This window comes from Peribacillus sp. QJM3NY_7, assembly GCF_056173225.1.
In genome coordinates, this window is the sequence record NZ_CM149663.1 from 1,203,282 (window position 1) to 1,227,746 (window position 24,465).

General features: G+C 39.7%; 29 protein-coding genes. 20 read left to right on the plus strand and 9 right to left on the minus strand.

Annotated features, from left to right (window positions below):
* Positions 1-11: 11 nt before the first annotated feature.
* Together serC and AC0VX1_RS05775 are read right to left on the minus strand one after the other, a co-directional pair.
* Positions 12-1,115 carry a 3-phosphoserine/phosphohydroxythreonine transaminase gene (gene serC / locus AC0VX1_RS05770; RefSeq protein WP_475470332.1) on the minus strand — a complete coding sequence of 368 codons (1,104 nt, stop codon included), beginning with the start codon at positions 1,113-1,115 and terminating at the stop codon, positions 12-14.
* A 221-nt stretch (positions 1,116-1,336) separates the two neighbouring features.
* Positions 1,337-1,759 (minus strand): HIT family protein, encoded by a 423-nt coding sequence (locus tag AC0VX1_RS05775; RefSeq protein WP_057275801.1) that lies wholly within the window; start codon positions 1,757-1,759, stop codon positions 1,337-1,339.
* Positions 1,760-2,417: 658 nt separating this feature from the next.
* On the opposite strand from AC0VX1_RS05775, the gene AC0VX1_RS05780 reads away from it, so the two are divergent.
* The 3 genes from AC0VX1_RS05780 (at position 2,418) to AC0VX1_RS05790 (ending at position 5,435) form a co-directional block, all read left to right on the plus strand.
* Positions 2,418-3,161 carry an ABC transporter ATP-binding protein gene (locus AC0VX1_RS05780; RefSeq protein ID WP_048677969.1) on the plus strand — a complete coding sequence of 248 codons (744 nt, stop codon included), beginning with the start codon at positions 2,418-2,420 and terminating at the stop codon, positions 3,159-3,161.
* Positions 3,154-4,362: an ABC transporter permease gene (locus tag AC0VX1_RS05785; protein WP_475470334.1), complete on the plus strand. Its 1,209-nt coding sequence runs from the start codon at positions 3,154-3,156 to the stop codon at positions 4,360-4,362. The genes AC0VX1_RS05780 and AC0VX1_RS05785 overlap by 8 nt, the downstream gene beginning before the upstream one ends.
* Before the next feature lie 365 nt (positions 4,363-4,727).
* Positions 4,728-5,435 (plus strand): EcsC family protein, encoded by a 708-nt coding sequence (locus AC0VX1_RS05790; RefSeq protein WP_222620129.1) that lies wholly within the window; start codon positions 4,728-4,730, stop codon positions 5,433-5,435.
* Positions 5,436-5,463: 28 nt separating this feature from the next.
* On the opposite strand, the gene AC0VX1_RS05795 is transcribed toward AC0VX1_RS05790, so the two are convergent.
* The gene (locus tag AC0VX1_RS05795) at positions 5,464-6,675 is read right to left on the minus strand and encodes a M20 family metallopeptidase (RefSeq protein WP_098864182.1); all 1,212 of its coding nucleotides are present in this window, start codon (positions 6,673-6,675) and stop codon (positions 5,464-5,466) included.
* 92 nt (positions 6,676-6,767) lie between these two features.
* On the opposite strand from AC0VX1_RS05795, the gene AC0VX1_RS05800 reads away from it, so the two are divergent.
* Positions 6,768-7,085 (plus strand): hypothetical protein, encoded by a 318-nt coding sequence (locus AC0VX1_RS05800; RefSeq protein WP_475470337.1) that lies wholly within the window; start codon positions 6,768-6,770, stop codon positions 7,083-7,085.
* A gap of 66 nt (positions 7,086-7,151) precedes the next feature.
* Positions 7,152-7,391 (plus strand): phosphatase PAP2 family protein, encoded by a 240-nt coding sequence (locus tag AC0VX1_RS05805; protein ID WP_475470338.1) that lies wholly within the window; start codon positions 7,152-7,154, stop codon positions 7,389-7,391.
* 168 nt (positions 7,392-7,559) lie between these two features.
* On the opposite strand, the gene AC0VX1_RS05810 is transcribed toward AC0VX1_RS05805, so the two are convergent.
* Positions 7,560-8,075: an antibiotic biosynthesis monooxygenase family protein gene (locus AC0VX1_RS05810; protein WP_475470340.1), complete on the minus strand. Its 516-nt coding sequence runs from the start codon at positions 8,073-8,075 to the stop codon at positions 7,560-7,562.
* A gap of 252 nt (positions 8,076-8,327) precedes the next feature.
* Here AC0VX1_RS05810 and hemE point away from each other — a divergent pair, with 252 nt between their 5' ends.
* From hemE to AC0VX1_RS05825, 3 genes are all read left to right on the plus strand, one after another.
* Positions 8,328-9,371, plus strand: a complete 1,044-nt coding sequence (gene hemE / locus AC0VX1_RS05815; protein WP_096339856.1) for a uroporphyrinogen decarboxylase — start codon at positions 8,328-8,330, stop codon at positions 9,369-9,371.
* A 78-nt stretch (positions 9,372-9,449) separates the two neighbouring features.
* Entirely contained in the window at positions 9,450-10,385 is a 936-nt protein-coding gene (gene hemH / locus AC0VX1_RS05820) for a ferrochelatase (protein WP_034314663.1), read from the plus strand.
* Positions 10,386-10,657: 272 nt separating this feature from the next.
* On the plus strand, positions 10,658-11,233 hold the full coding sequence (locus tag AC0VX1_RS05825) for a TetR/AcrR family transcriptional regulator (protein ID WP_057275809.1): 576 nt from the start codon (positions 10,658-10,660) through the stop codon (positions 11,231-11,233).
* A 159-nt stretch (positions 11,234-11,392) separates the two neighbouring features.
* Here AC0VX1_RS05825 and yhfH read toward each other — a convergent pair whose 3' ends face one another.
* On the minus strand, positions 11,393-11,521 hold the full coding sequence (gene yhfH, locus AC0VX1_RS05830) for a protein YhfH (protein ID WP_065310849.1): 129 nt from the start codon (positions 11,519-11,521) through the stop codon (positions 11,393-11,395).
* A 172-nt stretch (positions 11,522-11,693) separates the two neighbouring features.
* Between yhfH and AC0VX1_RS05835 the strand changes: the two genes are divergently transcribed.
* From AC0VX1_RS05835 to AC0VX1_RS05875, 9 genes are all read left to right on the plus strand, one after another.
* A complete protein-coding gene (locus tag AC0VX1_RS05835; protein ID WP_063577104.1) occupies positions 11,694-12,428 on the plus strand; it encodes an MBL fold metallo-hydrolase in 735 nt (244 codons plus the stop codon).
* A 41-nt stretch (positions 12,429-12,469) separates the two neighbouring features.
* A complete protein-coding gene (locus tag AC0VX1_RS05840) occupies positions 12,470-13,459 on the plus strand; it encodes a lipoate--protein ligase (protein WP_475470343.1) in 990 nt (329 codons plus the stop codon).
* 177 nt (positions 13,460-13,636) lie between these two features.
* Positions 13,637-15,181, plus strand: coding sequence for a fatty acid--CoA ligase family protein (locus AC0VX1_RS05845; protein WP_475470345.1), 1,545 nt, complete (start codon positions 13,637-13,639; stop codon positions 15,179-15,181).
* A gap of 174 nt (positions 15,182-15,355) precedes the next feature.
* Positions 15,356-15,883: an HD domain-containing protein gene (locus AC0VX1_RS05850; RefSeq protein ID WP_034314654.1), complete on the plus strand. Its 528-nt coding sequence runs from the start codon at positions 15,356-15,358 to the stop codon at positions 15,881-15,883.
* A 187-nt stretch (positions 15,884-16,070) separates the two neighbouring features.
* On the plus strand, positions 16,071-16,274 hold the full coding sequence (locus tag AC0VX1_RS05855; RefSeq protein WP_475470347.1) for a hypothetical protein: 204 nt from the start codon (positions 16,071-16,073) through the stop codon (positions 16,272-16,274).
* Between the two features lie 94 nt (positions 16,275-16,368).
* A complete protein-coding gene (locus tag AC0VX1_RS05860; protein WP_475470348.1) occupies positions 16,369-16,632 on the plus strand; it encodes a hypothetical protein in 264 nt (87 codons plus the stop codon).
* 8 nt (positions 16,633-16,640) lie between these two features.
* Entirely contained in the window at positions 16,641-16,733 is a 93-nt protein-coding gene (locus tag AC0VX1_RS05865) for a hypothetical protein (RefSeq protein WP_411740244.1), read from the plus strand.
* Positions 16,734-17,012: 279 nt separating this feature from the next.
* A complete protein-coding gene (locus AC0VX1_RS05870; RefSeq protein WP_413009418.1) occupies positions 17,013-18,278 on the plus strand; it encodes a M48 family metallopeptidase in 1,266 nt (421 codons plus the stop codon).
* 142 nt (positions 18,279-18,420) lie between these two features.
* The gene (locus AC0VX1_RS05875) at positions 18,421-19,230 is read left to right on the plus strand and encodes a YitT family protein (RefSeq protein ID WP_063577100.1); all 810 of its coding nucleotides are present in this window, start codon (positions 18,421-18,423) and stop codon (positions 19,228-19,230) included.
* A 54-nt stretch (positions 19,231-19,284) separates the two neighbouring features.
* Here AC0VX1_RS05875 and AC0VX1_RS05880 read toward each other — a convergent pair whose 3' ends face one another.
* Positions 19,285-19,521 carry an IDEAL domain-containing protein gene (locus tag AC0VX1_RS05880; RefSeq protein ID WP_048680068.1) on the minus strand — a complete coding sequence of 79 codons (237 nt, stop codon included), beginning with the start codon at positions 19,519-19,521 and terminating at the stop codon, positions 19,285-19,287.
* A gap of 315 nt (positions 19,522-19,836) precedes the next feature.
* Here AC0VX1_RS05880 and AC0VX1_RS05885 point away from each other — a divergent pair, with 315 nt between their 5' ends.
* Positions 19,837-20,400, plus strand: coding sequence for a competence protein ComK (locus AC0VX1_RS05885; protein ID WP_063577099.1), 564 nt, complete (start codon positions 19,837-19,839; stop codon positions 20,398-20,400).
* 90 nt (positions 20,401-20,490) lie between these two features.
* Here the strand turns inward: AC0VX1_RS05885 and AC0VX1_RS05890 are convergent, their stop codons facing one another.
* Together AC0VX1_RS05890 and AC0VX1_RS05895 are read right to left on the minus strand one after the other, a co-directional pair.
* Positions 20,491-20,709 (minus strand): DUF3006 domain-containing protein, encoded by a 219-nt coding sequence (locus AC0VX1_RS05890; RefSeq protein WP_057275817.1) that lies wholly within the window; start codon positions 20,707-20,709, stop codon positions 20,491-20,493.
* The gene (locus AC0VX1_RS05895; RefSeq protein ID WP_475470352.1) at positions 20,710-21,549 is read right to left on the minus strand and encodes a ComEC/Rec2 family competence protein; all 840 of its coding nucleotides are present in this window, start codon (positions 21,547-21,549) and stop codon (positions 20,710-20,712) included.
* Between the two features lie 840 nt (positions 21,550-22,389).
* On the opposite strand from AC0VX1_RS05895, the gene AC0VX1_RS05900 reads away from it, so the two are divergent.
* Positions 22,390-22,623 carry a hypothetical protein gene (locus tag AC0VX1_RS05900; RefSeq protein WP_145504919.1) on the plus strand — a complete coding sequence of 78 codons (234 nt, stop codon included), beginning with the start codon at positions 22,390-22,392 and terminating at the stop codon, positions 22,621-22,623.
* 569 nt (positions 22,624-23,192) lie between these two features.
* On the opposite strand, the gene AC0VX1_RS05905 is transcribed toward AC0VX1_RS05900, so the two are convergent.
* Positions 23,193-23,561, minus strand: a complete 369-nt coding sequence (locus AC0VX1_RS05905) for a YhjD family protein (RefSeq protein ID WP_034314629.1) — start codon at positions 23,559-23,561, stop codon at positions 23,193-23,195.
* A gap of 288 nt (positions 23,562-23,849) precedes the next feature.
* On the opposite strand from AC0VX1_RS05905, the gene AC0VX1_RS05910 reads away from it, so the two are divergent.
* On the plus strand, positions 23,850-24,464 hold the full coding sequence (locus AC0VX1_RS05910) for a TVP38/TMEM64 family protein (RefSeq protein WP_034314626.1): 615 nt from the start codon (positions 23,850-23,852) through the stop codon (positions 24,462-24,464).
* The last annotated feature ends 1 nt before the right edge of the window (position 24,465 follow it).

The window sequence follows — 24,465 nt, forward strand, 5'->3', positions numbered from 1 at the left end:
ATTTGTTTGAATTAAAGAGTTTGTGCTTCCTTCGCTTTATACGATTCCTGGAATTTCTTCATGAAATCAGCAAGGTCCTGGCAATGGGATAGAGGGACCGCATTATAGATGGATGCTCTGCAGCCGCCGATGGAACGGTGACCGTTCAGTCCTACGAATCCGGCTTCCTTCACGTCTTTAAGGAATTGCACTTCAGCTTCTTCAGACGGAAGCGTGAACGTTACGTTCATTAATGAACGGCTGTCCGGTAGGGCATGGCCTTTATAAAAACCATCACTGCCGTCGATGGCATCGTAAATGACTTTTGCTTTTTCTTCGTTGATTTCAGCAATCTTTTCCACTCCGCCCTGATCTTTTGCCCAATCCAGCACAAGGGACAATAAGTAAATGGCCAATGTCGGAGGAGTGTTGTATAAAGAATTATTTTTCGAATGGATCGAATAGTTCATCATGGATGGGATTTTGTCATTATCCGTTATTAAATCTTTACGGATTATAACGACAGTGATTCCCGACGGGCCTAGATTCTTTTGTGCACCAGCATAGATGATGCCGAATTTACTAATATCAATCTTTTTGCTGAGAATATCACTCGACATATCGGCTACTAGAGGAATGTTGCCTGTTTCTGGGAAATCCTTCCACTGTGTTCCATAAATCGTATTATTGCTTGTGATATGAAGATAGGCAGCATCGTCATTCAATTTGATATCTTCCACTTTAGGGATGAACGTATATTTTTCATCTTTGGATGAAGCGACTACGGCCGTTTCACCAACCTTTTTGGCTTCTTTCAATGCTTTTTCCGACCAAGAACCAGTGAGGACATAATCTGCCCTTTTTCCATCTTTCAAAATGTTCATGGGAATCATGGAAAATTGTAGACTTGCCCCTCCTTGCAGCAGGAGAACTTCATAATTTTCAGGAATTTCCATAAGTTCTTTTAATGATTGAATGGCATGGTTATGAATCTTTTCGAATTCGGAACTTCTATGGCTTAATTCCATGACAGACATACCGGAATCCTCAATATTCAACCATTCATTTTGGGCTCTTTGTAAAACTTCTAAAGGAAGGGCGGCTGGCCCAGCGTTAAAATTACGTGCACGTTTCAATTTTTTTCCTCCTATGCGACTATGTGATAAAGTATTTGAGACTATTCATATATCCTACCAGAAAACTAAATTCAATTGGAGGAAAATTTAGAATTTTAAATCCGTTTTTTAATGATAGACCAAAGTAAAAAGGTCCTGCACTTTAAAGTGAGGACCAACTCGGGATCATTTTTTCAAGCAACGAAAGGAGAAAGAAACCTTCTTAACAGGCTATTGCAGTCTCATTGTATATGCTGTGCAATGGAGTCAGCGATTTGTTTCAGGTCATCCGGTGTATAGTCGCTGGTATTTGTTTTCCAAACTGCACCAAAGCCGTCACCTTCCCCATGCCGAGGAATTAAATGCATATGAAAATGGAAAACGGATTGCCCTGCAGCTTCACCGTTATTATTTAAAAGGTTCAGGCCTACAGGTTGGAATTCCTGCTTCATGGCGCGGGCAATTTCCGGCACCACTTCAAAAAGGTTCTTGGCAATCTCTGGTGTCAACTCATAAAGATTTTCCTTATGTACTTTAGGTATTACCAGCGTATGGCCTTTCGTTACTTGACTGATATCGAGAAAGGCCAAAACATGTTCATTTTCGAAAACTTTACTACTTGGAATTTCCCCATCGATTATTTTGCAAAAAATGCAATCACTCATGAATAACGCTCCTTTAAAAGTTAATGTATTTGGTTAATCGTACCATAGCTTGAATCGTTGAGAAAAGGAAAAATATAAAAACAGGATGCAACATTAAGTTGCACCCTGCCTGTCGAAAAAGGGGGTTTTGCTTCAAAATTCGCATTAGCATAAATTCTCTGCGACAAACACCTCATCTACATTGTAGTAAAATATGGTTATTATCTAAATAGAGATTTTCCATTCAAAGCAACCATCTCCTATATCTTTAAAGTTTCATCAACTTTTAAAGCATAATTGATAATTATTGAATGATTTTTCTGCTTTTACGTGCAAGAGAACCATCTCCTTGCTCGAAACGATTTTTGTTATGAAGCTTCTGGTTTAATTCAGTTTATACGTCTTTAACTGACACCTCATTTACAATATGATGTAAATCATTTGTAATAAACCTAATGGGTATTTCAGTATAATACGTCTTTAACTGACACCTCATTTACAATATGATGTGAATCACACGTAATGACTAACCCCTTCTTCCTTAATTATGATGGCCATCAAGCAGGAAAAATATAATTAGTTATTTATGGAAATTTTGTTCCGGAACACTCGACTATATAAAAGCAGGAGAATTTGATAAAATGGAAATAAGAACCTCTATATAGAAAGGATCGTTTATATGTCCTTATTGGAAATAAAGCAGTTAGTGGGCGGATACACGAAAACGCCCGTTTTAAAAGGAATAAGTTTTGACATTCAGCCAAATGAGCTGGTTGGGTTAATTGGGCTTAACGGGGCTGGGAAAAGTACGACGATTAAACATATCATCGGACTAATGGAGCCGAAAGGCGGAAGCGTCTCGATTCATGGTAAAACACTAGCTCAGGACCCGGATACATATCGAAAACAATTCACTTATGTTCCAGAAACGCCCATTTTGTATGATGAGCTTACACTTGAGGAGCATTTAAAGCTTACAGCCATGGCACATGGTTTGGCGGAAGCCACATTTAAAGAAAGGATGGACGTTCTGTTAAAGGAATTCCATATGGAGAAAAGGCTTAAATGGTTCCCGGCCCATTTTTCAAAGGGAATGAAGCAAAAGGTCATGATAATGTGCGCCTTTTTAGTACAGCCGTCTTTATATATCGTCGATGAACCCTTCGTAGGTCTTGATCCACTAGGCATTCAATCCCTGCTTGATTTGATGAGGAAGATGAAAGAGAGCGGAGCGGGAATTTTAATGTCTACACACATTCTGGCGACAGCCGAGAGGTATTGTGATTCTTTCATCATACTGCATAATGGAGAGATTCGGGCGAAAGGCAATCTTGAGCAGCTTCGTGAACAATTTTCCATGCCAGGGGCAACTCTGGACGATTTATATATCCAATTGACGAAAGAAGAAATCGGTCATGAATAGTCAAAATCTCTGGAAGGAAAGATATTTAGGCTATATAAATGAAACGCAAAAATATCTTCGTTATATTTTTAATGGCCATCTTGTTTTTGTTATGGTTTTGGTTCTGGGTGGGTTGGCTTATTATTACAGTGATTGGGTGAAGACGTTAAACAGTGATTTTCCTGCTGCATTGATCATGGCCTTTGTTTTATCGATCATTGTAACCAGAAGCCCGATAAATACTTTCTTGAAAGAACCCGATACGGTATTCCTGCTTCCGCTTGAAACGAAGTTGAGAAGTTATTTCAAGAATACATTGATATTAAGCTGGGTCATGCAGGGCTTTATACTTCTGGTTGTCCTGATTGCATCGATACCGATGTATGCGAAGGTTACGGGTGCAGGAGGTAAGGACCTTGGAATCATCCTGGCCGTTTTGCTTATTTTGAAGTTTTTGAATTTGACCATGCGCTGGCTGGTATTGAAATATCAGGATACATCAGTGAGCCATTGGGACTCTCTCATCCGCTTTTTACTTAATGGCGTGATTCTTTATTTCATCTGTTCAAGGGCAAATATACTGTTTGCACTTATAACCTTCTTATTATTGTTAGCACTTTACATGTATTACCGAAGCGCGACTAAAGGTTTCGTGTTAAAGTGGGAACGGCTGGTGGAACTGGAAAACAAACGGATGAATTCCTTCTATCGAATAGCGAACATGTTTACTGATGTTCCTCATTTAAAAGGGAAGGTAGCGAGAAGGAAATGGATGGACTGGCTATTAGCACTCATTCCGTATGGTGATAAGTCAACTTATACCTATCTTTACGCCCGTACCCTTCTGCGATCCAATGATTATGTGGGACTTTGTTTTCGTTTAACGATCATGGGATCCGTGATTTTAAGTGTATTCACTAACATATTTGCACATTTGATTGTTACGTTCATGTTCTTATTCATGACAGCCCTGCAACTGCTGCCGGTTTGGAAGGCACATGAGTGGAAAGTATGGGTCTCATTGTATCCATTGCCAGCAAAAATGAGAGAATCTGCAGTAATAAAACTAATTTCCTATTTCCTATTATTTGAGGACCTTGTCTTCAGTTTGGTCCTGCTAGTCAAAGGGGAATGGATGTCCGCTTTAGCCGCCTTGGCAATGGGGCTTGTTTTCATATTCGGTTTTAAAATTTATGCAACAAAGAAAATAAAAAACTTTTAAGCAGAAGCTGATTTTTCATAAAATCAGCTTTTTCTTTATTAAGGTTTCAGTTGATTCCAGAAATCCGCTCCCTTTCCGCCGACGGTCTGCCAAGCCTCCTCGACGCAAGCGTCTGTGGGGTCCCGGCTAGCCAGTTTTTCGGCAGGGTGCCGCAAATTTCTTCCATCCGTTAAGGATGACAGTAAAAATATCAAGGATCACCTATTCTAAAATTTGGTTCGAAATGGACCAGTCTGGAGTGGAAAACAACATTGGATACTTTTACAACCCCCAAAAAACGTTTTAGTTATTTTATTCTTTTAAGAAGTGAAAATTGAAACTAAAAGCCTCATAGGGGGTATATACATATTTAACGGAGGTGTTGAATGATGGATGAATATGAACAAAAGGCATTATCTGAACTAGTATCATGGAAAAAGAAAGTAGCCAAGAAACCCGGCAGGCTTGAGCGGATGTCCAAAAAGGCGCAAATCAAATTGAATGGTTATATTCCAGACCGAGTGCACAAAGTAATTACTGATAGTATTAAAGGGATGATAGAGGCCGTATTATCAGGTTCTAAATATATGTCTAAAGAAAAAAATGTAGTGCTACTAACCTTGCAGCAAAAAGAAGAGTGGGTTGCGGAAACTGTAACGGCATATCGGAAAACGGCCGTTATAGAAGGTGTGGGAACCGGAGCGGCAGGGCTTTTAATTGGATTGGCTGATTTCCCATTACTGCTTAGCATCAAGATGAAATTATTATTCGAACTATCCCGTATATACGGTTTCGATCCAAATAAATATGAGGAACGTTTATTCATTCTCCATATCTTCCAGATGGCATTTTCAAGCGAGGAGAAGAAATTTGAAACATTACGGGTAATAGAGGAATGGGATTCAGGGAAATGGCCGGAAATAGACTGGCAAGAATTTCAGCAGGAATATCGCGATCACATAGATGTCATCAAAATGTTCCAGCTCGTTCCAGGTATTGGGGCAGCTGTCGGTGGATATGCCAACCATCATTTGTTGGAACATCTTGGGGAAACGGCTGTCCATTGTTACCGAATCAGACTTCTTAAACAGTAAGGGACGGGGATAACCCGTCCCTTCACTATTACCGCAATAAAGATTCATTAACCATTTGGGATGATTGTTTTTTATTGTGATAGGTCACCGCTGCAGTGCCTAATATTTTGGCTGCAATGAGCATCGCATTTTCATCAATGTCAAACAAAGGATGATGATGTGGATATGTATGTTCATTTTTCGGCCTGGCTCCCGTAAAGAAGAATGTACCTTTTACATTTTGTAAATAATAAGAAAAATCTTCACCTGTCATATCCGGGTCAATTTCCTCTGTAACCAAAACTTCCTTGACTGACTTAGTACTTTCGATGAGGAATTTAGTTTCCTCGACATGTGGAATAACTGCTGGATAGCCTTGAAAGTATTGATATTCATAGGTACAGTCCGCAGCTATGCAGGTTCCTTTAACAATCCGCTCCATTTCTTCGCTAATGAATGAACGGACATCTTCCTTGAATGTGCGGACGGTCCCGATTATTTTAGCCTTATCTGCAATGACGTTAAAGGCATTATCTGCTACAAAGGATCCGACGGTAATGACTGCCGAATCTATTGGGTTTAGGCGGCGGCTTACGATTTGCTGCAGGGCCATGACGAGCTGAGAGCCGACTAAGATTGCATCACGGGTTTTATGCGGCTGGGCTCCATGCCCGCCCTGCCCTTGAATGGTGATTTCAAAACGGTCAGCAGCGGCCATAAGGGGTCCATAAGCGTATTGGACTGTTCCGGTTGGGGCCGTTGCCCATAAATGGGTGCCGAAAATTACATCCACTCCATCAAGGCAGCCAGCCTCAATCATCGGTTTGGCACCCCCTGGAGCATATTCTTCAGCATGCTGGTGGATAAATATATATTCACCTTCGAGCTCATCCTTCAGTTCATTCAGGTTTTTAGCAAGGACAAGGAGTGTCGCTGTATGGCCATCGTGTCCACACGCATGCATGACCCCGGGTACGGAAGATTTATAGTGAACTTCTTTTTCATCTTGAATGGGTAAGGCGTCGAAATCAGCGCGCAATGCTACGGTTTTACCAGGCTTACTGCCTGTGACCTTGGCGATAACACCATTACCGCCTACATTCGTCCGGTGTTCGATTCCAAGTTTTTCATAATATCCAGCGATGAAGGCCGCCGTTTGGGTTTCTTGAAAAGAAAGCTCGGGGTGTTGATGAAGATAACGCCTGATGGAAACCATTTCTTCATATGAACCATCCAGAAGATCGTGTAATCGCTGTATCATTTTGCACCTCCCAATGATTGGATTAATTGTAAGTAGTATATCATATTCTGAATGATCCAAAGTGTATTAAATACCTTCAGGAGAGATATATAATGATTAAATATTTCTGGATTGCTTTGGTTTTGCTTTGCGTGTTGCTATTCTTTTTTTTGGTGCATGAAGTCCAAAGGGAGGAGGCTTTAGCGTTCGATACATATATTACGGAACTTTTTTCCGTAGGGGAAAATACTTTTTCGCTCACTTTCTTCAAGTCCATTACCTATCTTGGGAAATCCAAGTTCATTGGTTTTGGAAGCATATTATGTGTTCTATATTTGTGGATAATGAAGAAGGACTATTGGAACATGGCCGTCTTCTCTATCGGAATTGCTGAGGGTGATGTTAAACGGGTGGATAAAAAATCATGTTAAAAGAGTGCGCCCTGAAAATCATTTAATGGAGACCGCTGGCTTCAGTTTTCCAAGTGGCCACGCAATGTGGGCATTATTTTCTTCAGTATGGTAGCTTATATAATCATGAATGAAATTAAAGGAAACTCATTGAAATGGGCAATGGGAATTGGTTTCGTTTGTCTGGTCCTGCTGATCGGTGTCAGCAGGATCATTATGAAAGTTCACTTTCCAACTGATATCTTGGCAGGTTTTGCATTAGGGGCGGCATATAGTTTAATCTTGTTTAAATTGTATAAATTCCTGGGATCTAGATGCTTTGAATAAAGGATTCTGATGAAATATATGTAAATATCGGTTGCATTTCCCCGGAAATAAAGAAGGAATTTGTCGGATTGTTATAGGTTTTTATGACTTTTAGCGTCCAAATAACGTTCTGCATTACTATGAAGAGGCCCATCCTTTAGGATGGGCCTCTTATTGAGCAGGGATGGATTATTCTTCGGAATCCTTCACCAATGTATATTGGGTCACAAAGGCTTCACCTGAAAACATTTTCTGGCTGGAATTCGTAACAGGAGGTTTGGAGTCACTGTTATGCGCCTGCTGGAATGAACTGGATTTCTTCCAGTTCATAAAGTCCGATTGTTTTTCCCAAATCGTTAAGATTACATATGTTTCAGAGTTGATTGGACGCAGGATACGAAGGGCAACGAAGCCTGGTTCATTTTCAATGAATCCGGCCCTGTTTTTAAAACGGTGTTCAAATACCGTCCGTCCTTCCTCACTGACAGGGATATTGTTCATGACCACATATCCATGATCTTGAAGAGTTCCCTTCCCATCGACTACCTCATATTTTCGTGGCGAGCTGAAGAGCGTTTTACCTGTAGTTTCATGTAAAAGTACAGTGTTTTGAGCATTCTGCATAAGTAATATTTTTTCATTTGGGTGTTTATCTTTTTTTAATTTCAAAAAATCATAAGTACCTGATGTGATGAATACATTCATAAATTCCCCTCCAATTTCTATATAGTACCTGTATACCCATTTTACCCAATGAATAGTGCTTTTACCATTTCCAAACTAACCATTAAACTGGTAAACCGGTAAGATACATATATAAAAGTCGATTATTTGACAAATATATTATAGAAAAAGCTATAGTTTAAGGAGATTCGATTTGAAATTCAACATCCTTCTGATATTCTATGTAGGTAATGAATAAAAATAGAAACGTGATTGCTTGAAAGGTGGATATTAATGTCTAAGGAAATTACGAATGATACATTTTTAAAAGCTGCAAGAGGAGAGAAAACGGATCATGTGCCTGTTTGGTATATGCGTCAGGCTGGCCGTTCACAGCCGGAATACCGTAAGTTGAAAGAGAAGTACTCACTTTTTGAAATTACTCATCAGCCGGAATTATGCGCTTATGTAACTAGATTGCCAGTTGAGCAATATGATGTAGACGCTGCGATTTTATATAAAGATATAATGACACCGCTACCAGCGATTGGTGTCGATGTTGAGATTAAGTCCGGAATCGGTCCAGTCATAGCCAATCCGATCCAATCAGTGACAGATGTTGAAAAATTAGGTGAATTGAACCCAGAGAAAGACATCCCATATGTGTTGGACACGATTAAATTATTGACCACGGAGCAATTGTCCGTTCCTTTGATCGGTTTCTCCGGGGCTCCGTTCACCATTGCTTCATACATGATTGAAGGCGGCCCCTCCAAAAACTACAATAAGACGAAAGCTTTCATGTATTCCGAGCCAAAGGCCTGGTTTGCATTAATGGATAAGCTAGCGGATATGATCATCATCTATGTCAAGTCACAAATTAAAGCCGGCGTCAAAGCCGTCCAAATCTTTGATTCATGGGTGGGTGCTCTGAATGTTGAAGATTACCGCGTGTTCATCAAGCCGATCATGACTCGTATCTTTTCTTCATTGCGAGAAGAAAATGTACCGCTAATCATGTTCGGGGTCGGCGCAAGTCACTTGGCACTTGAGTGGAATGATCTTCCGATTGATGTAGTCGGACTTGATTGGAGACTGCCAATTACAGAAGCAAGACAAATGGGAATCCAGAAAACGGTACAAGGTAATCTTGATCCTGCCCTGCTATTATCATCATGGGATGTTATAGAAGAACGGACTAAAAGGATCTTGGATCAGGGCATGGAACAGGGCGGCTACATCTTTAATCTTGGTCATGGCGTTTTCCCATCCGTAAATCCGGAAACACTGAAGAGGCTGACCGCTTTCATTCACGAATATTCATCAAAAATGAAGTAATGTGAGCGAACCATTTGCTAAAACTCCTTAATTGAATGCACAATAAAAGAACGAAATCTTTAAAAGAGGTGTAATTTCATGTCAAGAAAAAAAATGGGCCTTTTAGTCATGGCTTATGGTACTCCATACACTGAAGAGGATATTGAAAGGTATTATACACATATTCGTCATGGAAGACGGCCAAGCGACGAATTGATTGCCGACCTTAAAGGCAGATATGAAGCGATAGGTGGATTATCCCCGCTTGCAAAAATAACGGCAGGACAAGCTGAAGCGCTTGAAAAAAAATTGAATTCCGTCCAGGAGGAAGTTGAATTCAAGGCATATCTTGGACTGAAACATATTGAACCTTTTGTTGAAGACGCAGTGAAACAAATGCATGAAGATGGAATCAAAGAAGCGGTCAGTATCGTATTGGCACCGCATTTTTCAACATTCAGCGTGAAGTCTTATAATGGACGTGCCCAGGATGAAGCCGCTAAATTGGGGGATCTGACCATCACTTCCGTTGAAAGCTGGTATGATGAGCCAAAATTCATCCAATATTGGGTAGACCAGGTAAAAGAAGTGATTGGGAAAATGACCTCGGAAGAACGCGATAATTTCGCTTTGATTGTGTCGGCACATAGCCTCCCGGAAAAAATCTTGCAATCGGGAGATCCGTATCCAAATCAACTGAAAGAAACGGCAGACATGATCGCTGAAGGCGCAGGGGTTACCAATTATGCAGTAGGCTGGCAAAGCGCTGGACAAACTCCTGAACCATGGTTGGGACCCGATGTACAGGATTTAACCAGAGATCTTCATCAAGCAAAAGGTTATAAAGCTTTCATATATATTCCTGTTGGCTTTGTTGCCGAGCACCTTGAAGTCCTCTATGATAACGATTATGAATGTAAGGTTGTGACGGAAGAGATTGGCGCAGGCTACTATAGGCCGGATATGCCCAATGTTAAACCTGAATTCATCGATGCTTTGGCCACGATCATTTTAAACAGATTACAGGAAAAATGATCAGTCCATAGGGGAAAATTAGTTTAACCATGCTTGCCATGTGCTCTGCATATTTTCATTTGAAGTTATGTTATTCACTGGGAAAGCGACGCTGCCTTTGGCCTTGCAGATTTAAATAAATATGTATTTTCGAAAAGTGGCTGTCCAGTAACGGGGATGGCCATTGTTTCTCTTGGGAATTGAAAATATAATTGAAAAAACTGAAAATTTTTGGTATGATATCGTTGAACATAATGACTGTTTTGTCCGTCTGGTCAGAATTGAGGTGGGAAATGTCTGTTGATCGTAAAAAATTAATTTTGGAAGCTGCGACCAAGTCGTTTTCACTTTTTGGCTATAAGGCAACGACGATGGATCAAGTCGCTAAAATTGCCAATGTGGGAAAAGGGACCATTTATACCTTTTATAAAAATAAAGAAGAGCTATTTAAAGAAATCGTTCAGCGGATGATAGAGGAAATGAAATATGAGGCGGAACAATCTTTGGATGACCAACTCTCCTTTTTTGAAAACCTGCATCGGGCCGTTTATCGAATTCTGGAGTTCAGGCAGGAACATCAATTATCATTAAAACTTCTTCAGGAAGAGCGGGAAATTGGTACGCCGGCCGTTCAGGAAATGGTTAATGAAATGGAAGAAGCCATTGTATCCTACATTAAGGAAAAACTAAAAATAGCGATTGATAAGGGCCATATACAACCTTGCGATCCGGAGATAACAGCTTTCCTGATGCTAAAGATGTACCTTGCCCTGATCTTTGATTGGGAAAGGAACCATGCCCCATTAGAGAAAGAGGAAATTGCTGAACTATTTAAAATATATTTGTTCAAAGGATTATCCGTTACGTGATCATTCTATTTTTTTGCTGAAAGGCAATGAACCCCAATAAAAGAAGAGATGCCGATGATCGGCATCTCTTCTTTTATTGGGGTTTTTTTCAGCTGCGAAACCGAAACATCTATGAATTCATCCTGCTATTTGGGATAGGATGGTGAAACATAAAGACTACTACTCTCCAGAAAGACAATGATCACAGTGGTTTCCATAACATTCGTGCTGTTCTTCAATTTTTTTTCCGCATTCCGTGCATTGTTTCGGTGGCAGATTTTTAAAGAACTCAACGCTACTTTGAATCATGAACATCATCTCCTGAATTTTTTATTATTCGCTTTTCTATGGTTTTATTGTATTATAACAGATTTGAGATGTCAATGAATGTTTTATAACATAAGTAAAAAAGGTGAAATAAGGGCAAGAATAGTTTATATTAATGGGGAAGTCATTGAGAGAAAAAAAGGAGTGCCTAAGAATGAAAATCACCGTAATTGGGTGCTGGGGCGGTTATCCAGCTAAAAATGAGGCAAGTTCCGGCTATTTGCTTGAATATGAAGATTTTCGCATTCTGCTTGATTGTGGCAGCGGTGTCCTATCACAGCTTCAAAACCATATGAAGCCGGAGGATCTTGGTGCAGTTGTATTATCCCACTATCATCCTGATCATGTAGCGGATATTGGTGTCCTGCAGCACGCTGCGTTCATACAGCAGATATTGGGCAGCGAAAAAAGGACGATTCCTATATATGGTCATGATTTGGACGAAGTCGAATTTGGTAAGTTAACATACAAAGACGTGACAAAGGGGATAGCCATCTCTGCTGATCACGCCTTAACCATTGGACCGTGTAAATTTACGTTCATGAAAACAAAACATCCAGTCCCTTGTTTTGCAATGAGGATCGAAGCTGAAAATCATTCGATAGTTTACACAGGTGACAGTTCATATATGGATGAGCTAGCAGATTTCGCTAAAGACGCAAATGTTTTATTATGTGAAAGTAACTTTTACAGTGATATGGATGGTTCAAAGGCGGGGCATATGACGGCAAGGGAAGCGGGCCTGCTGGCAGAAAAGGCTGACGTCCAGCTGTTGCTGTTAACTCACCTCCCTCATTATGGGAATCTCGATCAACTGAAAAAAGAAGCATCCGAGGTATTCAAAAGGGAAATAGCTGTAGCCAAAACCAATCTCGAGTTCCAACTATAAATGAAACATCAGTGATATAAAGTCTACAAGGAGGAACAACTGTGCTTTTTATTGATAATAAGGGAATTACAGATCCAAGAATTAACCTGGCCATCGAAGAATATGCGCTTAAACATTTAAACATAGATGAAGCATATCTTTTATTTTACATTAATCGACCTTCAATCATCATAGGCAGAAATCAAAATACGATCGAAGAAATCAATTCCGATTATGTAGATGAAAAGGGCATTACAGTTGTTCGCCGCCTTTCCGGGGGTGGAGCGGTTTATCATGACCTAGGGAATCTCAATTTCAGTTTCATTACGAAAGACGATGGGGACAGTTTCCATAACTTCAAGAAATTCACCCAGCCTGTCGTGGAAACGCTCGAGAAACTAGGAATACATGCTGAATTGAGCGGTCGTAACGATATTCTGGCTGAAGGAAAGAAAATTTCGGGAAACGCGATGTTTTCAACGAAGGGCAGAATGTTCAGTCATGGAACATTGCTGTTTCAATCAGAAATGGATCACATTGTATCCGCTTTAAAAGTGAAAAAAGATAAAATCGAGTCCAAAGGGATTAAATCAATAAGAAGCCGTGTCGGTAATATCGCCGATTTTCTAAAAGAACCGATGTCTGTTGAAGAATTCCGTTCATTTCTTCTGCAAAATATTTTCAAAGAAACCGGAAAGGTTACAGAGTATGTTTTAACAGAAACGGATTGGGAGAAAATTCACGAAATCTCGGAAGATAGGTATCAAAATTGGGAGTGGAATTACGGAAAATCACCTAAATTCAACTTGCAAAACTCACATAGATTTCCTGTGGGATCTGTTGATATCCGCCTTGAAGTGAACAGGGGAATCATTGAAAACTGCAAGATCTACGGTGATTTCTTCGGGGTTGGAGAGGTCGCGGATATTGAACGAAAGCTTACTGGAACACGCTATGAAAAGGAAGCAATCAGCAGAGTATTGGATGAGATCGATGTTCGTCATTATTTTGGCAATGTAACAAAAGAAGAAATATTGGCTTTAATATATTAAGCCTGAAAGCCGTCCCGACTTATTAGGACGGCTTTTGTGACTAATAATGACAGTAATTGCTTGAATATGGATAAAATGGTTGCTGTGATCGCATTCTTTTAATATAATAAAAATGTATTTAGTTCACCATAAAAATGAATGACCATTCATTCATGCTATTTGCAGGGGGGGAGAAAGATGAATTTATCTGAACAGCTTCATCAAATGGCTTTAAAAAAGGCGGATAAGCCAGCATATTACTTTTTGGATCAATCCACTACATATGGGGAATTGGATAAAGCCGTTACGAAGTTCGCGGACGAATTACATAGGCTTGGTGTTTCAAAAGGTGATAACATTGCGCTGTTATTAGGCAACTCTCCACATTTCATCATTTCATTGTATGGAGCTATGCGAGCAGGGGCGACCGTAATTCCCGTCAATCCAATATACACACCTGACGAGATTGGTTATATCCTGAATAATGGCGATGTAAAGGTTGTTGTGGCATTAGATAAGCTTTTACCCTTACTGGAGAAAATGAAACCTATCCTTTCAAGCGTAGAACAATATGTAATTTGTGAAACGCAGCTGCATAGTGGGGATAGTAGCGAATTTAACATCTGCAATAAAATGAAATCGTTTACAAAAATGGTCGAATCGGGGGATGAAGGCTTTAAAGGTCCTGAACTGGATCCTGAAGATACGGCAATCATACTTTATACTTCCGGGACAACGGGGAAACCAAAGGGGGCCATGCTCACACATACCAATATCTACTCCAATGCACATGATATTGGTGAATATTTAAATATCACGGAAAGTGACCGTGTCATTACGACATTGCCAATGTTCCATGTTTTCAGTTTAACGGTAGTTGTGAATGCCCCGTTGATAAGCGGAGGTACGCTTTTAATTGTCCCGCAATTCAGTCCAAAGGAAATATTCAGGCAAATCAAAAAGTATGATGCAACCGTTTTTGCTGGCGTGCCTACGATGTATAACTTTCTTTTTCAATATCCAGATGCGAAAGAGGATGCTTTGAAGTCTTTGCGGATATGCATATCGGGCGGATCCGCCATGCCAGTGTCCCTGCTTGAATCATTCGAGCGGAAATTTAATGTTAGGGTTTCAGAAGGATATGGCTTATCCGAAGCTTCCCCTGTTACCTGCTTCAATCCTTTGGACCGTCCAAGGAAGGCGGGTTCCATCGGAACATCCATCCTTAGGGTGGAAAACAAAGTGGTCAATGAGCTTGGAGAAGAAGTGCCGATCAATGGTGTAGGAGAATTGATTGTCAGGGGTCCGAATGTAATGAAAGGTTATTATAAAATGCCTGAAGAATCAGCCGCTGTCTTAAAAAATGGCTGGTTATATACAGGCGATTTAGCCAGGATGGATAATGAAGGCTACTTTTTCATTGTAGATCGTAAAAAGGAGCTTATCATCGTCGGTGGCTATAATGTCTATCCACGTGAAGTGGAGGAGGTTTTGTATGCCCATCCTGAAGTAGTTGAGGCAGCAGCCATTGGCGTTCCCGATCCCAATCAGGGGGAAGTGGTTAAATGCTTTGTGGTAAAGAAAAACAATGCATTGACCGAGGAAGAGCTGCTTGCCCATTGCATGGAACACTTGGCCAAATATAAGGTGCCGGCAAAAATTGAGTTTTTGGATGAACTTCCAAAAAACGCGACCGGTAAAATTTTACGACGTTCCTTGAAAAACCATGTACTGCAAAACTGAATTACATTGATCATGAGGAGATCATTGCCTATAACCGGCAATGGTCTTTTTTGTACAACCAAAGTGTATGAGGCTGCATAAAGTATATTGAAGAATCTTAAAACCTTGATTCTTGTTTCGAAAAGAGTTATGATTGTCATTAAAAATTTCCACAATATTGTAAGGAGGGGTTAGATGAGAGATGTAAAACTTTTGGATATTTTTACACATCCCATTGCTCAAAAATACTTGAACCGTTCAGGTCTGGCACATGCGATTGCGGTAGCATACCATGCGTTTCACTTAGCAAATGAATATAATGTCGACCCTGATATTGCCGCTAAAGCCGGGCTATTGCATGATATGGGTCATTTCACCTGGTATCGCAATGGTAAATGGGATTATGATCTTTATAAACAAAATGATATTCACCCCATCAAAGGTGCCGAACGAGCACATAAACTGTTAATCCGCTTGGGAGAAAACCCGATCAAGGCAAAGACCATTTCCCTCGCCATTTTATTTCATACCGATTCGTTCTTACCTTCGAATGATATTATTCGTACACCGCTTCAGCAAGTCGTCAAATGGGCCGACGAAAAAGATGAAGAAGAAGGCGGAAAACACCATTATCGCAAAATTGATTTTCCCCGTGCAAAGGAAAGCATCATGAAACTTGATACGCTCATAGATGAGGAACAAAGAAAAAGGCTATCATCCTGAAGTCAAACGGGTTGATAGCCTTTTTTATTGTCAGGAGGAACACAATTATTAAAAGTATTTTTACAGTTTAAATTTGTTAACAGGTGAATTAATGATGTGAAATATAGACCATTAGAACTGTTCCATGGCGAACAATTATAAAAAACTATCGGATTAATAACAAATAAAAAAAGTAACAGGTGAGGTTATGAAGTCGATTAAGCCAATGATATATGGTGGTCAGGGAGGAATTGAGGGAATCATCAAACAAGAAGGTGACATTAAGGTCATGGAGATGCTGGAAATGAAATGGACCTTCTTGATTCTGATCATACATCAGACATACCAGATGTCACTCTTATTGATGCCCGCTCATCAGGGAAGTATGGACAGGAAGTCATGCAGTCCTTAAGGAAAAACACCCATCCACTCCTTTTGTCGTTTTTACTGACTATTCAGAAAATCACTATCTTATCGAAGCAATAGGCCAGGGTGCAGCTGGTTATGTGTTACAGGATCGCGGAATGAAACAAGTGTTGTCGGCAATCCGTCAATGTGCCAACGGTCAGATCGTTTATCCTGCCTCATTCAAATCAATTTTAATGAAAAGGCTGGAGCGGGATGTTGAAAGATCACCAGTAACTTTGGAAAAGGCAATCGGAAAATTGGGGGCTTTTTCTAAACGCGAGCATGAACTGCTTATCCTGCTAACCCAAGGCAAAACGAATCAGCAAATTCCACAAAACTTTTTCTATCGATCGGCACGGTAAAAAACTATATAAGCCGTATTTACAAAAAACTGAATGTTAATAATCGACCGGAGCTTATGGCACTTTTGTATGGTTTGCAAAATAGCGGGATGAAGGGATGACCAATCATGCCAGCCGTTCCTTTAATCGGGCTCATTCATTACAAATCAAACTCCCTTTGATGAAACGATTTTCATCTTAGCAATTAGGCAAAGGAATAAGTTCGTCGTTGCCTTAAAACTCCCATCCCGGAAGTGCATGTTTGACTGATGGAGTATTCTGTGAAATATTCAACAAAATGATGGGAATTGTAAGAAGTGAATAATAAGGGAAATCCGGTTCTAACCTGTCCATTTTGGATTAAACTATTAAGAGGGAGATTCGTTTTAAGGAGGGGCATCATGGTTAGAAAATGGGCTGGAAGAGCGATTATATTATATATCCTTTATGCAGCAGCGATGTATTGGTATATTTTTTATGGAGCGGATACGACCATTCCCGAAGCTTTGCGTGGAACGGCAGCAGATCCTGCAACATTCCTGAATGCAAGGGAACTAAAGCTTAGTGAAGAGTATTCAGGACTGCGGAATTTTATTTTTTTCGTATCGACGCCATATGAATGGCTTCTGTATTTCTTCATATTATTATTCGGTTTTTCAAAGGCATTTGAAAAATCGTCAATGGCAGTCTCGAGACGGAAAGTGATCAGAACGGGCATTTACTTATTCTGGCTTTCCGTTATTTCATACCTGGCTCTATTTCCAATCAGTTTCATTGGATATCGGATGAGCAAGAGTTACCACATAAGTACACAAAGTTTCACCTCGTGGATGAAGGATGGAGTCATCGAATTTTGGGTGAATTTTGGGATGATGTTCATCATCGTTTCGGTTTTATATTGGTTAATGAAGAAAAGTGTGAAGAAGTGGTGGTTCTATGCTTGGATGTTGTCCATTCCTTTTTCCTTGTTCCTGATGTTCGTTCAGCCTGTATTGATTGATCCGCTGTACAATGAATTCTATCCTCTCAAAAATAAAGAGCTGGAAACGGAAATATTGGCACTAGCCTCACAGGCTGAGATCCCGGCTGAACACGTGTATGAAGTAAATATGGCGGAAAAGACAAATGCCTTGAATGCATATGTGACCGGCATAGGTTCCAACTCAAGAATAGTTCTTTGGGATACGACCCTGAACAAACTGAAGGAAGATGAAATCCTTTTTATCATGGCACATGAAATGGCTCATTATGTGGAAAAGCACATTTATATAGGGATTGCAGGTTATTTAGGACTGACATTAATCGGTTTGTGGCTGACTTCGAAAATCATGAACTTTATCATTGGTCGCTGGGGCCATCAGTTAAAGGTCCGTTCGGTTGACAGCATATCATCTCTTCCGTTATTTCTCTTGATAACGTCTGTGCTGCTCTTTGCTTCGAGTCCGCTGTCCAATTATGTTTCCAGATATCAGGAAACAAGGGCTGACCGTTATGCCATTGAAATGACCGGGGACAAAGAATCAGCAATCACGACTTTCCAGGAACTCACGAGGTCGGGTTTGAGTCAGGTCAACCCGCCATTCCTGGTTAAATGGCTGCGGTATTCCCATCCGACCATGCTCGAACGGATTTCAACGGTTGAAAATGCAGATACAAAGGGTGAGTGAAAGCCAGCTGAAAACCAGCTGGCTTTTTTTCTACGGAAATTGGAAGTTTGTAGTCGTTTTCAGAAAAAACTATTATTTTAAAAAATCTTAGGTTCTCTACTATAATAAATTAAATTCCCAGTTCGTTTTAAGGAGATCGGATATGTATAATGTACTTTTGATCACTGTAGGCTCAGTGCTTGTGGCAGTGGCCTACAACTTATTTTTGATACCACATTTAATTTTAAGCAGCGGACTTAGTGGACTTGCGATCATGTTCGGAATCATCACCCCAGTCAACACAGGGATATTGAATTTTCTGATGAACCTGCCATTGCTGATTCTTGGTTACCTGAAATTAGGGAGACGCTTTATCACCTATACGATATTATCAGTTGTCGTGATTTCCATCAGTTTATACCTCATTCCAGTTCACGGCATTTCCACTGAACCGATTTTGTCTTCTTTATTTGGCGGAATCATATCGGGAATCGGTATAGGCATCGTCTTTCGCGCTTCGGGGTCTTCTGGCGGCTTTGATATCATTGCCATGCTATTGGCTAAGAAGAGCGACTTTCCGCTTGGTACATTGCTTTCGGTGATGAATGCTGTTGTGGTGGTAATCTCAGGCTTCATCTTCGGTTGGGATGCCGCATTATATACGCTGATTTCCATTTATGCAGCAGGAAAGGTGATTGATACGATCCATTCCAATCACATTAAATTAACATTGATGATCGTTACCAAAAAGAGTGACGAAATGAAAACGAAGCTCCTGACCAACCTATATCGTGGAATTACTGTCATGGATGGTGAAGGTGCATATTCAGGAGAAAAGAGCAAAGTAATGATGACAGTCATTACACGTTATCAGTTAACCGATGTAAAAACGATGATAAAAGAAGTGGATCCGAATGCTTTTGTTAATATAACCGAAACTGCTGAGGTCATGGGTATGTTTCATAAAGAGTGATGATAATGAAAAAAAGCCTCCCGACATTATGGGAGGCTTTTTTGATCATGAATGTTAATTTCCAAATTGTTTTAGTAAAACGTTCATTTCAGAACTTAGTTTTAAGAATAAAGGTTTGTTTTTCATATCCAAGGCATCATCGATCTGTTTTGCAAGGAGATTCTTTTTGGTAGTAAGGACGGCTTCCTGAATAATCATATCAATTAACATTTCCTGAACCACGGCATCGTTTTTCATTTCGCTCATTGATAAGGACTTCACTGACTCTGAATAAGATTTTTCATTTTTCAAAGTTACCACCCCTGACCCTTTTTATTATTATATGGATTTGAGCGGATAAAATCAACTGAAAATTTAAAAAATTTAAATTATGATAGAGAATGTGTCGTTTAGATGACGAAAAAGCCACTATATAAAAGAATTTCAAATTTTTTGTGAACTTGCTTTATATGTTTAAGGTCTATGCTATTATAGTGAGTAATTTAACATACATTTACTATCCCCCTTCACTCTTCTTGGACAGGAATGGAAGGGTACAAGCAATTAAGAATATAAGCTTTGGAAAGTGATAGCGATGTTTAGCAATGAGGAAGAGGTGGATTAAAAATGAAGGAAAACAATCAGGGAATCATCGAGGAATATGAAATCACGCCACATACACTAATGGTTGCGCCAATTAATTACGGCAGTAAAATATATGCCCGTATCATTGAAATGGAGGACGAGTTCATCTCCCCGTTTAAACCTATGGAAATAATAAAGAAAAGCTGCGAGTTCTTCGGATCAAGTTATGAAGGACGCAAGCAAGGCACGAAACAGCTCATAAACATCACACATAAAGCACCGATCGCGATTGATCCGACCAGTTCGATATTCTTCTTTCCAACTACATCTCCGTTACGTCCTCAATGCATCTGGTTATCACATGAACATGTGGTATCCTATGAGCGCCTGGATTCCAAACATACAACCATCACATTCAGGAATAGACAAACCATCGATATAGCAGTGTCATGCAGCTCTTTCGAAAACCAGCTGCACCGGACCTCTTTTTTAAAAACGAAATTGATCCAGAGGATTGAGGAAACAAAGAGGAAATCCTTTTATCTGTTCACTGATGCTAATGGAGTCAAGGCTTCAGAGGTAATCTCAAAGTATATACCGCGATAAGAGGGGGTTCAGGGGAAAAATCAGAGAAGAATGCAAACGGGAATAATCAAATTTAAAGCAAGCCCTTCTTATTAAAGAAGGGCCCTGGAATCAATCTTCGAATAATTCATCCATTAAATCGTCAATTTCTTTTCTTAATTTTTCAGTTCCTTCTTTGGAAATGGTGATGGTATCACCATCGATAATCAGCATATCTCCTACTTTTGCTCCCTTGGGAAGAGCGCTTTTAGGGAAATCCTTCATGTCACCACCATCGATTTCAACGACAGCGATCTTTCCTTCGAAGCGATCAATAATTCCTTGTACCAATTATTTCACCGTCTTTACAGTAATTTTCTGACCTGTAGAAGTAAAAATAATGTTACCTGATTTATCTGTGCGATAAGTTTTGGCTTTCACTGAATTCAACCGTTGTATAACAGTGGAAGTAGGGTGCCCATAGCCATTTTTCCCTACACTGATTACAGCATATTTCGGTTTTGTTTTGTTAATGAAAGCTGAACTTGTCGATGTTTTTGCACCATGATGGCCTACTTTAAGTACATCCACACTTGGTACCAGTTTTTTAGCCAGCATATCCTTCTCTGCTTTTTCTTCGGCATCACCTGTAAACAAGAATGTTTTTTTGCCGTGTTTAAGCAACAGGACAGCACTCCAATTATTTAAGTCAGACTTAGCATAGTCCTTAACAGGTGCAATGAATTTAAGGGAATTATCCTTTGCTTTAGTGTTGATTTCCACGCCCGTCTTCGCTTTTTTTATTGTAAGCTTCTTCTTCTTGACAGCCGTTAAAAAGTCTTTGTATGCCTGGGTAGTATGTGAAACTTTAGGGGCATACACAGATTTTACATTAAGCGATTTAATCACATGAGCAAAACCGCCAACATGATCCGCATCTGGGTGAGTGGAAACTAATGCAGTAAGTGTTTTTACCTTTTGTTTTTTTAGGTAGGCAACAACCTCGTCGCCCTTTCCTTTACCGCCGCCATCGATTAAAACGTTTTCATTACCGGTTTGTATCAGGATTGAATCTCCTTGTCCAACGTTGATGAAATGTACCTTTACATTTGAGGCTGCCTCAGTTGTTTTAAGTCCAGTGAATAAAGACAAAACAAGAACAGCCATCAGTATAATATTTATTTTCTTCATTTTTCCCCTCCAGTTAATAATTTACCATGTGTAACCGGAAAAATGGGAATATTGACACGGTTTTTATTTTGGTAAAAAAAGGAAGGTGTTGTTTGGATTTATGGTTAGGGAAAATGACCCTGGGTATTTATGATTAATCTCTTGAATGAAAATGTAATGGCATTATTTTAAAGAATCAATCAATAAAAAATCTATTTCTCTCAGAAAAGAGTGTGAAGTTGGCATATATTAAAGGAGCAGGCTCCCGGAGAATGTTAGGATTACCAACAAAATATTTGTTAAAGAGATTGTTACTGTTTTTAGGAATTGTCCAATTTAAACGTTGATTTCCCCCAGGCACTCGCTTTCCCCGGGCGGTCCGTGTGCCTCCTTGGCGCGTTTGCACCTTTCGTTCCAACTAACTTTGGTTTAAAATTTAGATAGGAACCCTTTTGGCTACAAATTAAACCATGCAAATAAAACATTGAATGGTTATCATAAGACATTAGGGATGAGTATAAGTTTCCTTATGATTGGCTCCTTAATACATAATATAATAGACACCGATGATGTATCTTTTTGTTCAGTGTTTCACAAACGATTTTGTTTTACTGGGAATTCTTTTTGCTTTATCCATTTAATATAAAGAGGTTGTTACTAGTAGATAATACTAGGTATGGATATGCAATTAAACATCTTTCCTAATAACGTTGTACTGACACTAAAATGATAGTTTAGACGTATAGTTATAATAGATGAATGGAAATTAAATGTCGCTTAATAATGAACAAACGGGCCAGACCTTTTAATCGTTAAGGACAATTTCGTCGAAACTGTTGCCTTAATCAGTGAGCAGTAATTGTGCAAACGGCTTGTGTAACAAGAAGTGGAGAAGCGGCTATTGCAGTCCTCGGTTCCTTTAATAGGGAAGAGGGTAATATACCAGAAGGATGCAGCGTCGACATTCTGCCGTTTAATCACCAAGAACAAAGGCGATGCTATGCATACAGCAAACTTTTAATGAAGGATGCCATTACAAGGGAACTTGAAGTAACGCAGTTAAATGTAAAAGGTATTTTTGGAAGAAGATATTAACTATCTGAAATCCATGGCAGACATTTCATCCGACATGCGAGAGCTTGATCCAACAAAGGATAACAGGGGCTTTTTAAGCGACCCATCGTCCTAAAGGAATTTCCATTCTTTCGATGCAGGGAATGTTTGACGCAATCGATCAAGGCAAATCATGAATACGTGTTACATTCTGCGGCGGATCATGATATTGGTTACTTTTACATCGATTTGTCGAAGCTGACTCCTATCCTTTTCTTCAATATGATGAGTCGATCATAACGGGTGCCACTCCAACCTTTGTCATGGAGCATGTAATTAACTTTCATTTAAAGAGACTTAAAACTTAAATGTTAAAAGGATTTCAGTATGCACTTGATTACATAGGTTATGCCTTGGTTTGAACTAGCCAATTAAATTATGATGTTATGGAATATTCAAACAGGGGGAATGGAGGTAAGCGAGTCTAATCGATCTTGATCATGAAAGACTCCCTTACCTTTATGCCAGGAAAGATGCGATGCTTTTTTTATGGTCAACCTTTTTACATCCAAGGGAATTTGTATCCTTCCGGAAGGCTCCCTTTTAACCCGTTAATCCCTTGAGGGTTTTTTTTCGAAAAAGTAATAACATAACAAGTCTTCGGTTTTGTTGCGAAGGCGGGGATTGAAATAATTATGATGTTCCTCGTATCCTTTATATAAAAAACAATACATCGTGAAGGATTCATCGCGTTTGATTTCACTAACTTTAATATTCTCTTTGCGCAAATAGCGCCGTACCTCGGCAAGTTCGTCTTGAACCACTTTTAAAATATGTTCCACCAGCTCCGAATAGGGCCTTTTTAATTTAAACGGACTAATTTCGATGACCTTGAGATCCCGGTTTAAGACTGTAATAACCATAGGGAGGTAGATGGCTTTTTCAATCATATTTCGGTCACCTTCTGGAATGCGGGTCATCATGACCGCCCCTTTCTAAATAGCGCGTTTTTAATACTAATATGTATATCCTGCAAAAATAAGAACATTTGTTCTGTTTTTATCCTAATGTATTTTCAGTGGTTATGCAAGCAGTTTTGATAAATCTAGAAATATTCGTTAACAAGATTATGTTTTCCGGAGATAGGGAAAGTATGAAGATATATGGATAATAATTCTTGCAATTTCGGGGGAAAGTGATATATCTAAAATAAACGGTTTTTAATAAGTTTATGCTGCTTTGATGGCAGCATGTCGAGGGAGATAATTATGGATTTGGATACTATACGTGAGTGGTTTACACTTGATCATATATCGGCACTTATTCAGCAATATCGCTCATTCGGTCCAATTCCCGGAATCTTACTGCCGATGCTGGAAGCTTTTTTGCCTTTTTTGCCCTTAGTGGTGTTCGTGCTTGCCAATGCAACGGCATTTGGTCTCTGGTGGGGGTTTTTATTTTCTTGGATTGGTGCGGTAGCGGGGTCCTTTTTGATCTTTTGGATTATTAGAAGATATGGTCAAATGAGGTTTTTCCGATTTTTGCAAAGACATAAACAGGTGCAGAGGTTGATGGTATGGGTTGAGAGCCATGGATTCGGTCCTTTGTTCATATTGCTCTGCTTCCCTTTTACACCTTCGGCCATCGTTAATATCGTGGCAGGACTTTCAAAAGTCAGTACCCTGCAATATGGACTTGCAGTAGTTGGAGGGAAGGCGGTGATGATTTTTACGATCAGCTTCGTAGGTTACGATTTAGTATCATTGATTCATAAACCTGTGCGAACGATCATTATCGGAATCGTCATCTTTATCCTATGGTATGTGGGGAAAAGGCTGGAAGTCCGGTTAAATAAAAGCATGAAGAGAGAAGAAGGGCAATAAA

Coding starts and splice junctions, on each gene's coding strand:
- AC0VX1_RS05775 (WP_057275801.1), bottom strand. CDS start 1,759: ATGAGTGATTGCATTTTTTGCAAAATAATCGATGGGGAAATTCCAAGT.
- AC0VX1_RS05780 (WP_048677969.1), top strand. CDS start 2,418: ATGTCCTTATTGGAAATAAAGCAGTTAGTGGGCGGATACACGAAAACG.
- AC0VX1_RS05785 (WP_475470334.1), top strand. CDS start 3,154: ATGAATAGTCAAAATCTCTGGAAGGAAAGATATTTAGGCTATATAAAT.
- AC0VX1_RS05790 (WP_222620129.1), top strand. CDS start 4,728: ATGATGGATGAATATGAACAAAAGGCATTATCTGAACTAGTATCATGG.
- AC0VX1_RS05795 (WP_098864182.1), bottom strand. CDS start 6,675: ATGATACAGCGATTACACGATCTTCTGGATGGTTCATATGAAGAAATG.
- AC0VX1_RS05800 (WP_475470337.1), top strand. CDS start 6,768: ATGATTAAATATTTCTGGATTGCTTTGGTTTTGCTTTGCGTGTTGCTA.
- AC0VX1_RS05810 (WP_475470340.1), bottom strand. CDS start 8,075: ATGAATGTATTCATCACATCAGGTACTTATGATTTTTTGAAATTAAAA.
- hemE (WP_096339856.1), top strand. CDS start 8,328: ATGTCTAAGGAAATTACGAATGATACATTTTTAAAAGCTGCAAGAGGA.
- hemH (WP_034314663.1), top strand. CDS start 9,450: ATGTCAAGAAAAAAAATGGGCCTTTTAGTCATGGCTTATGGTACTCCA.
- AC0VX1_RS05825 (WP_057275809.1), top strand. CDS start 10,658: ATGTCTGTTGATCGTAAAAAATTAATTTTGGAAGCTGCGACCAAGTCG.
- yhfH (WP_065310849.1), bottom strand. CDS start 11,521: ATGATTCAAAGTAGCGTTGAGTTCTTTAAAAATCTGCCACCGAAACAA.
- AC0VX1_RS05835 (WP_063577104.1), top strand. CDS start 11,694: ATGAAAATCACCGTAATTGGGTGCTGGGGCGGTTATCCAGCTAAAAAT.
- AC0VX1_RS05845 (WP_475470345.1), top strand. CDS start 13,637: ATGAATTTATCTGAACAGCTTCATCAAATGGCTTTAAAAAAGGCGGAT.
- AC0VX1_RS05850 (WP_034314654.1), top strand. CDS start 15,356: ATGAGAGATGTAAAACTTTTGGATATTTTTACACATCCCATTGCTCAA.
- AC0VX1_RS05855 (WP_475470347.1), top strand. CDS start 16,071: ATGAAGTCGATTAAGCCAATGATATATGGTGGTCAGGGAGGAATTGAG.
- AC0VX1_RS05870 (WP_413009418.1), top strand. CDS start 17,013: ATGGTTAGAAAATGGGCTGGAAGAGCGATTATATTATATATCCTTTAT.
- AC0VX1_RS05875 (WP_063577100.1), top strand. CDS start 18,421: ATGTATAATGTACTTTTGATCACTGTAGGCTCAGTGCTTGTGGCAGTG.
- AC0VX1_RS05885 (WP_063577099.1), top strand. CDS start 19,837: ATGAAGGAAAACAATCAGGGAATCATCGAGGAATATGAAATCACGCCA.
- AC0VX1_RS05895 (WP_475470352.1), bottom strand. CDS start 21,549: ATGAAGAAAATAAATATTATACTGATGGCTGTTCTTGTTTTGTCTTTA.
- AC0VX1_RS05905 (WP_034314629.1), bottom strand. CDS start 23,561: ATGACCCGCATTCCAGAAGGTGACCGAAATATGATTGAAAAAGCCATC.
- AC0VX1_RS05910 (WP_034314626.1), top strand. CDS start 23,850: ATGGATTTGGATACTATACGTGAGTGGTTTACACTTGATCATATATCG.